Annotated in this window: 13 protein-coding genes and 1 tRNA gene; 6 read left to right on the forward strand and 8 right to left on the reverse strand. The window is 59.9% G+C overall.

Translation table 11 applies throughout. The annotated features are described in order from the left end of the window. Nucleotides 1–392: 392 nt before the first annotated feature. Nucleotides 393–2,066, reverse strand: coding sequence for a CotH kinase family protein (locus N008_RS08825; protein ID WP_197062973.1), 1,674 nt, complete (start codon nt 2,064–2,066; stop codon nt 393–395). 631 nt (nt 2,067–2,697) lie between these two features. Here N008_RS08825 and N008_RS21505 point away from each other — a divergent pair. Next, nucleotides 2,698–3,825, forward strand: a complete 1,128-nt coding sequence (locus N008_RS21505; protein ID WP_052381351.1) for a metallophosphoesterase — start codon at nt 2,698–2,700, stop codon at nt 3,823–3,825. A 118-nt stretch (nt 3,826–3,943) separates the two neighbouring features. Here N008_RS21505 and N008_RS08835 read toward each other — a convergent pair whose 3' ends face one another. After that, nucleotides 3,944–4,906 carry a ribonucleoside-diphosphate reductase small subunit gene (locus N008_RS08835; protein WP_071884505.1) on the reverse strand — a complete coding sequence of 321 codons (963 nt, stop codon included), beginning with the start codon at nt 4,904–4,906 and terminating at the stop codon, nt 3,944–3,946. Nucleotides 4,907–5,376: 470 nt separating this feature from the next. Here N008_RS08835 and rplU point away from each other — a divergent pair, with 470 nt between their 5' ends. Together rplU and rpmA are read left to right on the forward strand one after the other, a co-directional pair. Further along, nucleotides 5,377–5,682, forward strand: a complete 306-nt coding sequence (gene rplU / locus N008_RS08840; protein ID WP_044015375.1) for a 50S ribosomal protein L21 — start codon at nt 5,377–5,379, stop codon at nt 5,680–5,682. 104 nt (nt 5,683–5,786) lie between these two features. Next, nucleotides 5,787–6,071, forward strand: coding sequence for a 50S ribosomal protein L27 (gene rpmA, locus N008_RS08845; RefSeq protein WP_044015378.1), 285 nt, complete (start codon nt 5,787–5,789; stop codon nt 6,069–6,071). Nucleotides 6,072–6,154: 83 nt separating this feature from the next. Here rpmA and N008_RS08850 read toward each other — a convergent pair whose 3' ends face one another. The 5 genes from N008_RS08850 to N008_RS23080 form a co-directional block, all read right to left on the reverse strand. Continuing rightward, nucleotides 6,155–6,925, reverse strand: a complete 771-nt coding sequence (locus tag N008_RS08850; RefSeq protein WP_044015380.1) for a cyclase family protein — start codon at nt 6,923–6,925, stop codon at nt 6,155–6,157. A gap of 176 nt (nt 6,926–7,101) precedes the next feature. Then, entirely contained in the window at nt 7,102–7,785 is a 684-nt protein-coding gene (locus N008_RS08855; RefSeq protein ID WP_081910688.1) for an alpha/beta fold hydrolase, read from the reverse strand. Between the two features lie 116 nt (nt 7,786–7,901). Continuing rightward, nucleotides 7,902–8,414, reverse strand: a complete 513-nt coding sequence (locus N008_RS08860) for a hypothetical protein (protein WP_156109132.1) — start codon at nt 8,412–8,414, stop codon at nt 7,902–7,904. Nucleotides 8,415–8,660: 246 nt separating this feature from the next. Continuing rightward, on the reverse strand, nt 8,661–9,806 hold the full coding sequence (gene hemW / locus N008_RS08865; RefSeq protein ID WP_044015385.1) for a radical SAM family heme chaperone HemW: 1,146 nt from the start codon (nt 9,804–9,806) through the stop codon (nt 8,661–8,663). A gap of 79 nt (nt 9,807–9,885) precedes the next feature. Further along, a complete protein-coding gene (locus tag N008_RS23080; protein ID WP_156109133.1) occupies nt 9,886–10,617 on the reverse strand; it encodes an NADase-type glycan-binding domain-containing protein in 732 nt (243 codons plus the stop codon). 184 nt (nt 10,618–10,801) lie between these two features. On the opposite strand from N008_RS23080, the gene N008_RS08870 reads away from it, so the two are divergent. Beyond that, complete coding sequence (locus N008_RS08870; RefSeq protein ID WP_052381352.1) at nt 10,802–12,718, forward strand: BamA/TamA family outer membrane protein; 1,917 nt, start codon at nt 10,802–10,804, stop codon at nt 12,716–12,718. Between the two features lie 199 nt (nt 12,719–12,917). Here the strand turns inward: N008_RS08870 and N008_RS08875 are convergent, their stop codons facing one another. Next, complete coding sequence (locus N008_RS08875) at nt 12,918–14,069, reverse strand: alpha/beta hydrolase (RefSeq protein WP_052381353.1); 1,152 nt, start codon at nt 14,067–14,069, stop codon at nt 12,918–12,920. A gap of 228 nt (nt 14,070–14,297) precedes the next feature. On the opposite strand from N008_RS08875, the gene N008_RS08880 reads away from it, so the two are divergent. Further along, nucleotides 14,298–14,370, forward strand: a tRNA-Met gene (locus N008_RS08880). Between the two features lie 148 nt (nt 14,371–14,518). Further along, entirely contained in the window at nt 14,519–14,947 is a 429-nt protein-coding gene (locus N008_RS08885; RefSeq protein ID WP_044015387.1) for a hypothetical protein, read from the forward strand. Nucleotides 14,948–14,999: the final 52 nt, after the last annotated feature.

Below are 14,999 nucleotides of genomic sequence, written 5' to 3' on the forward strand. Positions count from 1 at the left end.
AGCGTAGCAGTTGATGTGGGGAGTGTTGGGGGTATGAGCAGCGCCGCTCGGTCAGGAGGCGGCAGGTCGGAATCAGCTCGAAGGAGGCCCGCTCGTAACGGCGCGGTATCCATTGATAGCGGAAGTTATTTCTATCTGGGCTGTAGGACAAACGTTCTTTTCAGAAGTTTTCCACATAAGCCTAACGCAATGCAGTTCAGGGGCTTTTTCGGAATCCGACGGCCGCTATATAGCCTCAGGCGCCGCCCGAAATTGGGGTTGGCAGATTGGCGGCGAAATGCTATCTGGCAGCAACCGGCCCGGCCGGCCGGCCCCAAAATACCAACGGTCTGCCGAAGACCGGCAGACCGTTGGAGAGGGAAAATACGTGGCGCGGCACCAGCCGCCGGAGGCTAGTTGAGCAGCACTTTTTCGGTTTTCAGCAGCGTGCCGCCCTGGATGGTGGCCACGTACATGCCCCTGGGCAGGTGGGCTGTGCTGACCTGGTTCAGGCGGCCGCGCAGCGCGGTTTGCAGCATCACCCGGCCCTGCAGGTCGCGCAGGGTGAGCTGGCAGGCTGTGGCCTCGCACTCCACGGTCAGGTGGTCGGTGGCCGGGTTGGGGTAGAGCTTAACCAAGGCAGGCTGCTTGGCCGAGGAGGCAGACAGCGGCGCACACGCCGCCCCAAACCGGCCGTCGAGGTAGCGCAGGCGGGCGCTCAGCCAGGTGGCCGTGTAGTCAAGCTGGGTGCTGCTGGCCTCGTAGCCGGCCCAGGTGCGCTGCTCCCGCTCGTACACGTTGTTGCGGAGCAGGAACTGGTTGTTGGCCGCAAAGCGGGCCATGATGCTTTCCTGCGTAATCACGCTTTGGCGCAGCGCGGCCCAGCGGGTGCGCAGCTGGTCGCGGAAGCCGTTGGGGGAGCAGTCCAGCTGCAGCCGGTCATAGAAACCATTCGACAGCAGATCCTCCACCGAGCCGGTGTTGGCGCCCGTCCAGTCGGTGCCGAACACGCCGTCCAGGTCCCACGGCACGTAGTAGTAGGGCTCGCCTTTCTTGTACTTGGCGATGTAGAGATTCTTGCCGGTGTTGTCGGAGGCGCGCAGCAGGTTCAGCAAAATGAAGTAGTCGACGGCGTTGCGCAGCTCGAACTTCTGCTTGTAGGTGCTGAAGAACTCCTGGTCGGAGCTGTTCTTCACGAAATCAACGAACTTATAGAGGTTGCTCCAGTCGATTTCCTCTTCTGGGTGCTTGTACTCGAAGCCGCCCCAGGTTTCGCTGGCGTTGTCGAAGGGCGGCAGGGCCGTGAAGGTCACGGCGCCGCCCCAGTCGCTGCCCTTGTACAGCTCGCCCACAATGCCGTTGTTGTGCTTCTTCAGCTTGAGCTGCTTGCGGTCGACCCGCTCACTCAGGGCATACACGCCCCGGTACTCGCCGTTGAGGAATACCTCTACGTACTGCATGTTGATGCCGTTCTTGGCGTCGGGCTCCAGGCTTTTGTAGTAGATCTGGTGGATATCCTGCCACAGCTCGTTGGACACCTTGCTGCTCAGCCGCAGCGGCTCGTTGTAGAGGGCCTGCAGGTTGTACTTGTTGTCGGTGCGCATGCCCAACAGGGTCACGTCGCGGCTGTTGGCGCCAGTCGTGTCGTTCCAGAAGCTCAGCTCAAACGACTTCTTGGGGTTGGCCTGCGACGAGCCGCCCCGAAACTCAATTCCCATAGCCGACGTCACCATTGCCCCGTTAGGCTGAGCAAGCTGGAACTCGGCATAAATGCTGGGGCTATCTACAATGTCCTGGCGGGCCGTGATGCGCACGATGGGCAGCTGCGTGAAGTAGAGCGTGTAGCTTTTGCCGTCCAGTTTCACCTGATACGACGAGTTGGTGGCTACACCCGTAACGTTCTGGTCGAAGCTATACAGGCTATCCAGTAATATATGGCTTTTGGTATTTTCGCCGCTGCTATTTAATTCGGCCAGGCCGCTGTTAATTACAATGATATTTTGCTGGCGGTCGATGTGGTAGAAATTCGATGCCACCACCAGCGTATCAGTGCCGGAAGCAACGACGCTAAACGTAGTCGTTAGCAATAGAACAGCCGTGAGTAATACATTTTTTAGGGTAGTTTTTTTACACATGGAGTATGTAGTAAGTGAAAAAAGCAGAAGAAATAATCTTGGCTAAATGGAATGATCTGCCGGCGGCTGATGTGGTTGCGTGCTCCCGCCCAAGCGGCCGCTGGCGAGCGGGAGAGTTGACGGGCGGCCGTGCCCACTTGGCGCATGGCAGCGGCAAAACAGCCTACCTAGGGCTTCAGCAGCCGGTTGGCAGAAATACAGGGACGCGTGGAGGCAGCGCTACGGGGCGTAGCAGGGAGCGTGCGGTGGCGTGCAGGACAGGAAGCAACACACCGAAAAGTATCCGGGCTGAACTGCCCGGATACCGGCGCAGCAGCAGAATAAATAAGTGACACGGGATAGATTGAAAAATAAAAGAAGACAGGGAAATAGAAGGAAAACCGGGGTAGATTGAAGCTGCGTAAATCACGCAACTGCTACTGCTGTACCAGCAGAATAGAAGCAGGGAAGTAGAATAAAAAAGCTCCGCTGAAGTGCGTAGTATTTTATAAATCAGGCTGCGAAATAAGAACAAAAACGCCACTCTAGAGTAAGATGGAATAATGTTCTTTGTCCAATGCTATTTGTTGTAAGGCCAGTCCTAATGAAGTCTTTTTATTGCCGCACGTTATGTTGTGCCGCCTGGCTTTATGGCCTGTTTGCATTTTCCACGGAGGCCTCGGCCCAGCGCTTTGCCGCCATCGGCGACTACGGCTTTGCCGGCACGCCCGAGCGCGACGTGTCGCAGCTGGTGAAAAGCTGGAACCCGGAGTTCATCATCACCCTCGGCGACAACAACTACGACCTGGGCGACTCCACCACCATCGACCAGAACATCGGCCAGTACTACCACACCTACATCGGCAACTACAAGGGCCGCTACGGGCCGCGGGCGTCCACCAACCGGTTCTTCCCCTCGCTCGGCAACCACGACTACTACACCCGCAACGGCGAGGCCTACCGCGAATATTTCACGCTGCCCGGCAACGGCCGCTACTACGACTTCGTGCGCGGCGACGTGCACCTATTTGCCCTCAACAGCGACCCGGCCGAGCCCGACGGCATCGGGGCCACTTCGGTGCAGGCGCAGTGGCTGAAGGCCCGGCTGGCCGCTTCCCGGTCACGCTGGAAGGTGGTGTATCTGCACCACGCGCCCTACTCGTCGGGGCCGCACGGCAACACGCCCGCGCTGCAGTGGCCGTTTCGAGAGTGGGGCGCCTCGGCAGTGCTGGCTGGCCACGACCACCACTACGAGCGGCTGGATGTGGACGGGCTGGCCTATTTCGTGAATGGGCTGGGAGGGCGCAGTCTCTACCCCATCCGTCCGCAACGGGTGCCCCAAAGCCAGTTCGCATACACCGGCAACTACGGCGCCATGCTGCTCAGCGCCACCCCCGACAGCCTGACGCTGCAGTTCTACACCCGCAACCGCGCTCTGGTCGACACGCACGTGCTGCGCTACACGCCCGGCACGGAGCCCGTGCTCTATCCCGTTGCACCGAATCCGCTGCAGCAGTCCGCCACCATCGAGTACTTTCTGCCAGTGGCCGGCACCGTAGAACTGCGCCTGCTCAATGCTCTGGGGCAGCAGGTGCGCGTGCTGCAGCAGGGCCCGGTGCGCGCCGGCACCCACCGCCTCACGTGGGGGCGCGAGGCCCTGCCGGCCGGCCTCTACTACCTGCAGTTGCTCGGCAGCAACTTCTCGCAGACCACCCGCGTGGTGGCGTTGTAGTGCTGGCCATCAGGCCCTAACAGAACAGCGCCCCTCCCAACGGCTTTGCAGCAAATAGCTGCAGGCCGGTTGGGAGGGGCGCTGTTTGTATGGTTGCCTTCCTGAGAAGGAAGTAAGCTTAAAAGTCCTCGTCCAGCGAGAAGGCGTTTTCGGTCCGCTCGCTCATCACGCCGGCCTTCTGGTACTCGGCCACGCGCTTCTCGAAGAAGTTGGTTTTGCCCTGCAGCGAAATCATCTCCATGAAGTCGAAGGGGTTGGAGGCACCATACACCTTGCTGTAGCCCAAAGACTCCAACAGGCGGTCGGCCACGAACTCGATGTACTGGCTCATGCTCTTGGCATTCATGCCAATCAGGTTCACGGGCAGTGCGTCGGTCACAAATTCCTGTTCAATCTGCACGGCGTCCTTGATGATTTCGTGCACGCGGGCTTCGGGCAGCTTGTTCTGCAGGTGGTCTTTGTAGAGCAGGCAGGCGAAGTCGCAGTGCAGGCCCTCGTCGCGCGAAATCAGCTCGTTGGAGAACGTGAGGCCGGGCATCAGGCCGCGCTTCTTCAGCCAGAAAATGCTGCAGAACGAACCCGAGAAGAAGATGCCTTCCACGGCGGCAAACGCAATGAGGCGCTCGGTGAAGTTCTCGGAGTTGATCCACTTGATGGCCCAGTCGCCCTTTTTCTTCACGCACGGCACCGTTTCCAGGGCGTTGAAGAGGTAGTCTTTCTGCTTGGGGTCCTTGATGTAAGTGTCGATCAGCAGCGAGTAGGTTTCCGAGTGGATGTTTTCCATCATCACCTGAAAGCCGTAGAAGCAGCGGGCCTCGGCCATCTGCACCTCCTGCATGAAGTTCACGGCCAGGTTTTCGTTCACGATGCCGTCGGAGGCCGCAAAGAAGGCCAGCACGTGGCTGATGAAGTGGCGCTCGTTGTCGCTGAGGGCTTCCCAGTCTTTCTGGTCCTGCGAGAGGTCAATTTCCTCGGCCGTCCAGAACGAGGCTTCGGCCTTCTTATACATCTGCCACACGTCGTTGTGCTGGATGGGGAAGAGGACGAATCGGTTGGGATTCTCAGTGAGCAACGGTTCCATAACTGAAAGCAATACGGGTGAAAGAATCGGGGCGCTCCCGGTGACGGGAGCAAGCCTGCGAGGGCACCAACCGGCTAACCGGCCGGAATGTTGCAGCCAGACGATGGCGGGCAAAGGCAGGTTGGAACACCAAATATACCCTCCCCGGCCGGGTTGCCCGGCACGGCTCCGGCATTTTTTGTGTGTTATGTTTTTGTGGCCCGGCAAACAGGTTATGGGCGCTATACTCCCGAAAAGAGGCGGAAATAGTCAAAAAATCCCGAAATGCAGAAAAGTTTTCCACATTTCGCCTGTGGACAATCGCGGTTTTCCACAAAAAAGCTATTCGCGTACCCGCTGGCGCGTTCCTTGACACCTGGCTGCAGGCCGCCTGCGCGGTGGAGTAATGATGTTTAATGAGTTAGGGTTTGGATTTGTAAAATGATACTTCTACTTTTGCCTTCCATTTTTCAGAAACCGCGAAGACGCCGATGTACGCAATTGTCAACATAGCCGGGAAGCAGACTAAGGTCGAAGCCAATAAATTTGTATACGCCCACCGTTTGGCTGGCAACGTCGGCGACAGTGTGGAGCTGGGCAAAGCCATGCTCACCGATAACGACGGAACCATCACCATCGGCTCGCCGCTGCTGGACGTGGCCGTAACTGGTACCATTCTGGCGCACGTAAAGGGCGACAAGGTGCTGGTGTTCAAGAAGAAGCGCCGCAAGGGCTACAAGAAGCTGAACGGTCACCGTCAGCAGTTCACCAAAGTAATGATCAACAGCATCGGTTAATTTAGTGCCTCGTTGTTGGTGCCTGAGGCTTGGTTGGTTCAACTGAGCGGTTTCGGCCCAACAATTCCCAAGCACTAACAACCAAGCACTAAGCACTAAATACCATGGCACACAAGAAAGGCGTAGGTAGCTCCAACAACGGCCGCGAATCAGAATCCAAGCGCCTGGGCGTGAAGATCTTCGGTGGTCAGTCTATCATTTCCGGCAACATCATCGTGCGTCAGCGCGGCACCAAGCACCACCCCGGCCAGAACGTGGGTATCGGCAAGGACCACACGCTGTTCGCTATGATCGACGGCACGGTGCAGTTCCGCAAGGGCCGCAAAGATCGTTCGTTCGTATCGGTAGTTCCGGTTGCTGAAGCAACTGAAGTAGCTACCGCCGAGTAGTAACTACAAGTATAGCGCAAGCAAAAGGGACGGCTCTCACGGGCCGTCCCTTTGTGCGTTGGCTAGGTGGCAAGTACGCCGCACTAGCTGCCCAGCGCGTATAGCACCGGCTTGCTGGGGCTGGCGTCAAGCTCCAGGCTGGTGGGCTGCAGGCTGAGCAGAAACAGCCCGTCTTCCACCTCGTCGGGCACGAATATCAGCTCGGTGATGGTGGCGTGGGTGCGGGTGGCGTGCGGATATTGCCAGAAGGCGTGGTGCGCCAGTAGCTGCCCGCCGTCTTCCTCCCGGTCGACGCTGGGCAAATCCAGTAGCAGGTGCTCGATGTGGCGCTCGGCCAGGTAGTGGGCCAGCGCGGGCTCGAGGTAGGTGGGGTTGGTGCCGGAGTAGTGGCGGGTGCGCTTGGCGCGGTGGTTGGGCAGGGTGCGCAGCACCAGCGCCTCCAGCGGAACGGCAGCATCCGGGCCGCCTTCCAGTTCGCGGCGCACATCTTCCAGCAGTACCACCTCGTCGCCGTTGGCTTGCGGGCGGGGCTGCACCGATACCAGCCGGGCCACGAACAGGAAGCGGCGCAGGCAGCGGTTGAGCGTGACTTGCGGGTCGGGCGAAATGTGGCCGTAGCATTCGGTGTGGGTGCCGTTGCCGTGGGGCGTGAGGTGTACGCGCAGATAGTTAGTACTGCCGCCCAGCGCCACGCTGCCCACAAAGTCGCCCACCCGAATCACGTCAACCTGCACCGGTTCCGCCCAGAAGCAGTTTACCTGGTTTTCGCCGGGCGCCAGCGGCAGGGAGATATCCAACGGCGCGGCTGGGTTGAAGGAGTAGGCGCGGCCGTGGTGCGGGTAAGTGGCGAGCATGCAGCGGTGGATTTGTGGAGTGGTGGATGGGTGGAGTGGCAGAACGTCATGCAGAGGCGCCGCCGAAGCATCTCGCGTGCTGACGATGCAATACTAGCCCAACAAAGCGGTAGAGGTGCTTCGACAAGCTCAGTATGACCAGATGGGGCAAGGCGTTCGGTGGAGGGAGTACTACGCTAGCGAGATTCCTCGTGCTGCTCGGAATGACGTGCTAGGGGCAGCTCAGCTGCCAGTTGGTTCAGGATTTCGGCAATCTGGGGGGCGTGGCTGACGACCATGAAGTGGCCGCCGCCGGGAATGAGGTAGTCGACGGGGGTGGGGCCGGGCGGGAATACCCGGTCGTGGGTGCCCAGGATCTGGATGCTGCGGCCGGCGCTGGTGCTGTCCCAGTGCAGCAGCCGGTGGATGGCCCAGCGCGTGTAGCGCGGCTCCATGTCCTGCAGAATCTGGTGAAACAGCTGGTACTCCTCGCCGCTCCGGACGCCAAAATACCACTGGCCGGCCCGCGGAAACAGCTTCAGCCACTGCGGCGGAAACAGCCGGTAGGCGCCACTGCCCCGGATCAGGCGCAGCAGCGGCGGCAGGCAGCTGGCATCGGGCACGCTGCTGATGAGGATGGCCCGCGCCAGCGGCCGGATCCGGCAGATTTCCAGCGCCACCACCCCGCCAAACGATACGCCCACCAGCAGACACGACTGCCCGGCCGGTATGGCCTCGGCCATGCGCGCCGCGTAGTGCGGCAGCGGCTCCTCGGGCTCCGGCAGCAGCCATTGCAGCACCTGCGTAGGGCCGTGCAGCAAGGGCTGCAGGTTCCGAAAAACCCGCTCATCTGCCCCCAAACCCGGTATCAGGTAGAACATTGGTTGAATGGCTTAATGGCTGAATTGTTAGATGGTTGGATGGTCAACTGGCTAGCTGTACAACTGCTTAACAAGAACAACGATTTAGTAATTAAGCCATCCAGCAATTCAACTACTCACGGCTCTACCCGCAGGAACACGTCTTCGAGGTAGAAGATGTTGTGGGGCATGCCGGCCTCGTATTCGGAGGTGTCGGCTTCGTCGGCGTCGGGGTCGATGCTGATGTTGAACGTGTCGTCGTCGGCGCCTTCATCCTCGTCGGTTTCGTCGTCGTCGCCGAAGGGGCCGTCAGCAGGGTAGGTGCAGGAGAGCTTGAGGGCGACGCTGGGCAGCGGCACCGGCGGCTCGGCCTCAGAGGTGTACTCGAGCAGGCAGGGCCATTCCGTGACGGTGGCCAAGGCGTCGGCCACGTCTTCCTGCAGCTTGCCGGCCCGCTCGCCGGCCAGACGCAGCAGCAGGTCGAGCTGCTGGAACTGCAGACCCAGGTGAAAAAAGTGCGGTTCCTGGTCGAAAAAGGTAGTCGCCCAGATGGTTACGTCATCGGAGTTGTCGAACACAATGGCCGTAATCTGCACCTGTTCGATGAAAAAGTCCGTGTCGTCGGCCAAAGCATCAATCAGTCTTCTCATACTTGAAGATTACGCGGATTTTTTAATTCCTCCGAAGCAAAGCCGCGCGGGTACAGCCAGCATAATCCGGCTGGTGGCGAAGTCGCAGAGCGTTAGGGTACTAGGAATGTAAGAATTTTGCAGCGGCTATGCGTGTAGCGCTAAGCTCCGGCTTAGCGCTACACGCAACGCGAGTATCTACGCGTTGGCACAAGTGGCACGGTTTCGGGTTACTCGCTGCGCTCGTCGCTAAGCTGGAGCTTAGCGTTACTCCGTCGGGCTTTGGAATAGGGTGAGGGTGATGTGGTCGGCGAGGAGCTTGCCCTGGTCGGTGAGGCGCAGGGTGCCGGCGGCGTCGAGGGTGGCCAGGTTGGTGGCCTGCAGCTCGTGCAGGTAGGCGGCCTGCTGCGTGAGCAAATCCACGCCGAGCGTGTCGCGCAGGTGGTGCAGGTCGGTGCCATAGGCGGTGCGCAGGCTGGTCATCAGGTACTCGTTGGCGCGGTCCAGCGGCGAGAGAACTTCGATGGTGGCGGGCACCTCCTGCCGCTCCAGCACGGCGGCCACGTACTGCGGGTTGTTGGCAAGGGTGTACTGGCGGCTGTGGCCGTTGAAGGAGTGGGCGCTCGGGCCCAGGCCCAGGTAGGGCACGCCGCGCCAGTACGCCGAGTTGTGCCGGGACTCGCGGCCGGGCTGGCAGAAGTTGCTGATTTCGTACTGCTGGTAGCCGTGGCGGGCCATTTCCGCGAGCAGCAGCTCAAATTGCCGGGCCACAAAATCGTCGGGCGGCGGGCGGAACGTGCCTTTCTGCTGGCGCCGGCCAAATACGGTGTCGGGCTCCACGGTGAGGGCGTAGCAGGAGAGGTGCGGCACGCCCAGCGCGAAGGCCGCCGCCATGTCCTGCTCCCAGATGGCGTGGCTGTCGGCGGGCACGCCGTAAATCAAATCCACCGAAATATTCTCGAAGCCTGCATCCTGCGCCAGCCGCACCGCCGCACCCGATTCCGTGGCCGAATGCGCCCGGTTCATCAGGCGCAAATGCGGCTCGTGGAAGCTCTGCAGCCCGATGCTGAGCCGGTTGATGGGCGAGGCCGCCAGCTCCCGCACCTTCTGCGGCGTCAGGTCGTCGGGGTTGGCTTCCAGCGTAACTTCCACATCCGCGGCCACCCGAAAATGCCGGTGGATGGCGTCGAACAGCTGCTCCAGCTCGGCCTGGGTGAGCAACGAAGGCGTGCCACCACCGAAGTAGATGGTGTCTAGCGTTGCCTGCGGGCCCAGGTAGTCGGCGCGCAGGGTCAACTCTTGCGTTATGGCTTCCACGAGTCGGCTTTTCAGGGCCATGCTGGTGCTGAAGTGAAAGTCGCAGTAGTGGCAGGCCTGCTTGCAGAAAGGGATGTGAAGGTACAGTCCGGGCATTGGCGGGTAGCGGGCGGCGCGGAGATGTGGCGGGCGCTACGGGAAGGCAAAGATACGGCGGTAAAAGCAGGGCGAGGCTTCAATGAACGTCTATACCGTCAAAATATATTTCCGTAATAGCTGTGTCGTTATCCATGTTGCCTTTATATACTTCTGCAATTTCGAAGCGTAATACTAAATCGGTTTTATCTCGGTTATGCCCCAAAATTCCAACTGCGAAAACCTGGTCGGTTCTACTGTCTTGTAAATTCAAAACGCCATGCTTCTTGCCATTGACGTACATATTTAAGCGCTTAATTCTGTTATTATTTCTCCAAGTGCTTTCAGATTTTACGTAGCCATTCGAGATAATGACTTTCGTGATGCGAGGACTGGTGTTTTTGAAACTGTATTCCAGATACTCGCCAATTCCTGCGTCGGCTTTGCCTTCAACCCATGCGGTTTTGTAGCTGAGGTCGTTGGCGCTTTTGCTTGCGTATTTTGTTTCTTTTGAAGTACTAGATAAAAAGGACGATGCCCGGATGCTAAAATTCCCGCCTCCACAGTACCAGCTACAGCCGCCTTCAATAATATCCCAGGCACTTTCAACTACTTCTCCATATTTGTTCAGAAGTGCTGAAAGTTCCTTTTCTTCTTTTTGCGTTCTGGTATTTAAGCTCAATAGATAATTTTGTCTTTCGATTTCACGCTGTCTTTGTATGCTTAAGTCCACTGTCTTGATTTCAACAGGAAAGTGATTTTTTACAGTAGTCTGCGCTGACGCCTGATGAGCTGTCAGCGCAACAAGTAGAAAGTATAAACTGCATTTCATCGTATTGTCAGTTTTTATTTCCTTGACCTGACTCGGTAGCTATACAAATAACAACATCAGTTAGCTATATCCAACCATCTAAGACCAAGCGTTATTGCGTAGCGAACAGTCCACGATTGATTCGTGCTGGCTTTCCTCATCTGCAAAACGCACGAAAACCCTGGTTTTGCGTTTACTTGCCATCATGGCTGCCCGCTTACTGCTTTTTCTGGGTTGGTGCTGGCTGCTGACGGGCAGCCCGGGCGCCGCGTGGGCCCAAACCACGCCGCTCAACCTCAACCTGCCGCCGCAGGCTATGCCGGCTATGCCGCCCGACACCACGAGCCTCCTACGCCCCGATACCACCCAGGCCAGCCGTCCCGACAGCAGCCGGGCCACCACTCCGCCGCAACGCGTGGCGCTGCCGGTGCGCAAGCCCCGCGTGTTGGTGCTGGAAACCGAAGCCGCCGACCGCGCCGTGCTGCGCCGCTACCGTACCAAGCTGGTGCTGCCCGATTCGCTGGCCGTGCTGCGCGAGGTGCGCGAGCTGGTGCTGGCGCTGCAGGGCCAGAGCTACCTCACGGCCTCCGCCGACGCCATGCGCTGGCGCCGCGACACGGTGCGGGTGCAGCTCTACATCGGCGAGCAGTTTCGGTGGGCACGGCTGCGCAACGGCAACCTCGGCGACGGCCTGCTCACGCGTGCCGGCTACCGCGAAAAGCTGTACCGTGAGCAGCCGTTTCAGCCGCAGGAGTGGAGCCGGCTGCAGCAGCGCATCCTTACCGAAGCCGAAAACCAGGGCTTCCCGTTCGCCATCGTGCGCCTGGACTCGGTGCAGCTGCGCGGCGCCGATATCGAGGGGCGTGTGGTGCTGGAGCGCGGCCCGGCCATCGTGTTCGACTCGCTGCAGATTGTGGGCAACACCAAAACCAAAAAACGCTTCCTGACCAAGTACCTGCAGATTTTTCCCAACCAGCCCTACAGCCAGGAGCGGGTGCAGGAGGCGGCCCGGCGGCTGCGGCAGCTGCCGTACCTGCAGCTCAAGGCCGAGCCCGAGGTGCGGTTTGCGCAGGGCCGGGCGCGGGTGTACCTGCTGCTCGAAGACCGCACCGCCAACCAGTTCGACGCCATTGTGGGCGTGCTGCCCAACCCCACGCCCACCCTCGGCCAGAAGCGCGTGCAGCTCACCGGCGACGTCACGATTGCGCTGCGCAACCTCAAGGGCGGCGGCAAAGGACTGGGGCTGCAGTGGCGCAAGGTGGATGCCAACTCGCAGCAGCTTGACGCCCAGTATAGCCACCCCACCTTCTTCGGCACGCCGCTGGAGCTGGACGGTAACTTCAACCTCTACCGCCAGACCGACCCCGTCAACGCCTTCCAAACGCTGCGCCCGCGCCTGCAGATTACGTATCCTACGGCACGGGCCGGGCGCGTGGGCTTCTTCACGGAGTGGCGCAGCTCGCGTTTGCTGCTCGTAGACAGCCTGGCCACGGCCCTGCCCCAGAACATCGACTCCCGCTTCACTGCCTACGGCCTCGACTACGTCTGGACCACCCTCGACGACCCGTTTTTCCCGCGCACCGGCGTGCTGGCCAGCGGCCAGGCATCGGTAGGCAGCAAGCTCATCAGCCGCAACGCCGAGCTGAAGGAGGAACTGTACCAGGGCCTGCCGCTGCGCACCACGCAGGTGAGCGTGAGCACCCGGCTGGAGCGCTACAACCGCATCGGGCGGGGCGGGGTGCTGCTGGCCCGGGTGCGCGGCGAGGCCCTGTTCAACCGCCGGCTGTTCCTGAACGACCTGTTCCGGCTGGGCGGCCTCTCCACGCTGCGCGGCTTCAACGAGCTGAACTTCTACGCCAGCCAGTACGCCGTGGGCACCCTGGAATACCGCCAGTTCACCGGTCCCGACGCCTACGTTTTCGCCTTTGTCGACCAAGGCTACCTGCGCCTCGATATCCTGACGGCCTCCAACGACGATGCCCCCACCGGCCTGGGCGCCGGCCTGAGCTTCCGCACCGGGGCCGGCCAATTCCAGTTCGTGTACGCCCTCGGCCGCGACCGGCAGCAGAAGCTGGCCCTGGGCGCCGGCAAAATCCACTTCGGCATCACCAGTAGGTTTTAGGGCTAGAACGATGTGGTGCTACGAGTTGCCCGCAGGGCCTCGTGGTACCACTATCGTTGAACGGCGCGGCTGGTTGTCGTTCAACGATAGTGGAACCACGACGGAAAAAGTCGTGGCACCACACCCACACGCTCCTTTAAACCAACAAGGCCCCGCTGCATTGCAGCGGGGCCTTGTTGGTTATGGCAGTTGGAGGCAACTACTTCATCAAAGCGCTTTTCAGCTCGGCGGCGGCCATGTCCTGGGCCTGGGCAGCCTGGGGCACTACGGCAGCCATGCCGAAGAACTCGTGCGTTACACCCTCGAAGTTCTGGTACTTGGTGGCTACGCCGGCCGCTTTCAGCTTGTCGGCCAGCATGCTGCCGTCGCTCATCAGCGGGTCGAGGCTGGCGGTGATGACGGTGGTGGCGGGCAGGCCTTTCAGGTTGGCATTCACCAACGAAATCATTGGGCTCTTACCGTCGGCGGCGCTACGCAGGTATTTGTCGAAGAACCACCCCATCATGGCCTTATTCAGGGGCTTGGCCTCAGCGTTTTTCTGGTACGAAGGCGTGTTCATGTCGTAGCCGGCGATGGGGTACACCAGCACCTGGTGCAGCGGCAGCATCACCTTTTTGTCGCGGGCCATCATGCTTACCGAGGCGGCCAGGTTGCCGCCGGCGCTTTCGCCCACTACCGCAATTTTCTTGGGGTCGCCGTTAAACGAAGCAGCATTTTTCAGCACCCACTGGTAGGCCGCAAACGAGTCGTTGTGGGCCGTGGGGAACTTGTTTTCGGGCGCCTGGCGGTAGGCCACCGACACGAAGATGGCGCCGGTTTTCTCCACCAGCCCGCGCACGGAGCCGTCGTAGGTATCGAGGTTGGCAATCACCCAGCCGCCACCGTGGTAGTACACCACCACCGGCAGCGGGCCGGTAGCGCCTTTAGGCGTATAGATGCGCACTTTCACGCCGGGCATCACCATGCGGCTCATGGTATCGGCCGTTACGGCTGGCGCGGGAATGTTCTTGTCGCGCATCAGCTTCATCACCGCGTCGGTGGGCGTGGGCTGCTGGCGGGCCTCCTGGGCGGTCAGGGTTTCGATGGGCTTGCCGCCGAGCGTGCCCAGCGTTTCGATAACGGCCTGCATTTCGGGCTTGATGCCGGTAGCCCAGGCCGGGGCGGGGCCGGTGGGCTGCACGGCCATGGCACCGGCGGCCTTCGCCGTATCCGTGGCCATCATGGTCGAGTCGGTGGCGGCGGTAGTAGTGGCCGAGTCGGTCGTCTGGGTGGTGTTGCAGGATGCCAGGCCGAGGCCGGCCAGCAGCAGCGAGGCGGCCAGCGTGTTGCGCGTGAGAGACGTGTGGTGCATGAGTAGGAGTTACTTGGGGTTCGGTAGTACAAAAGAGTGAGGGGCTTTACGGCAGGTTGATGATTGAGGTGTCAGAAATGCACAATTGTGTACACTAAATGGAAACATGTCCGGGCGAGATGAAAATTTTGTGGCTGACAATCAGGGGACAACCGACTGCCGAGCAGCATTTGTGTGTTGTGGTGTCGCTATTCCAGAAAACCCTCTTACATTTGTATTACCAAACAGTGCGGGGTGGAGCAGTTGGTAGCTCGTTGGGCTCATAACCCAAAGGTCACTGGTTCGAGTCCAGTCCCCGCTACCTTCAAAAAGGCCAGATAGTTCTTCGGAATTGTCTGGCCTTTTTTCATGCCCAAAAGCGGTGATGGTGCTTCGTAAAAGATAAAAATTTATTATATAAATAATATTTTATATATTCCCCTTTATATTCTTACCTAAGATCTGTTGCCATGGCTGCCAAGTACCACATAAAGCAATGTGCCATAGAGTTCCGGGTGACGCAGGCGGAGTTTGCCAGCGCCATCCTCCATTACGAAAGCGTGTTTGGCGTAAGTCACCGCAAAACTGACCAGCCGGAGCTGGTGTTGCTGGCTGGCTACGAGAAAAAGAAGCGTCGCTTTTATGTGGGTATCCGGGCCATGGCAGAGGGTAGCACAGTGCTGGGGCCGGTAGTGTACTGGTTCACCGAAAGCAATATTCAGGATGCATACGACGACATCCTGAATGGCCAGAAACCCGATCCGCAGGATGAGCCGCCGCAGGCCGACCAGGGCGGGCACTACCGAACCAGTGTCATTGATGCCTTCGACAACCGGTTTGGGTCCATCAACCCGGATTACCCACTGGCACTGGCGAAAGAGCCGCCATCGGAGGTGTAGGGCGGGGCGGACGGGCCAGCCATGAGCTCTCCGACCAGCGCAGCAGTAGCAG

It is taken from the genome of Hymenobacter sp. APR13 (genome assembly GCF_000737515.1).
Lineage (GTDB): Bacteria > Bacteroidota > Bacteroidia > Cytophagales > Hymenobacteraceae > Hymenobacter.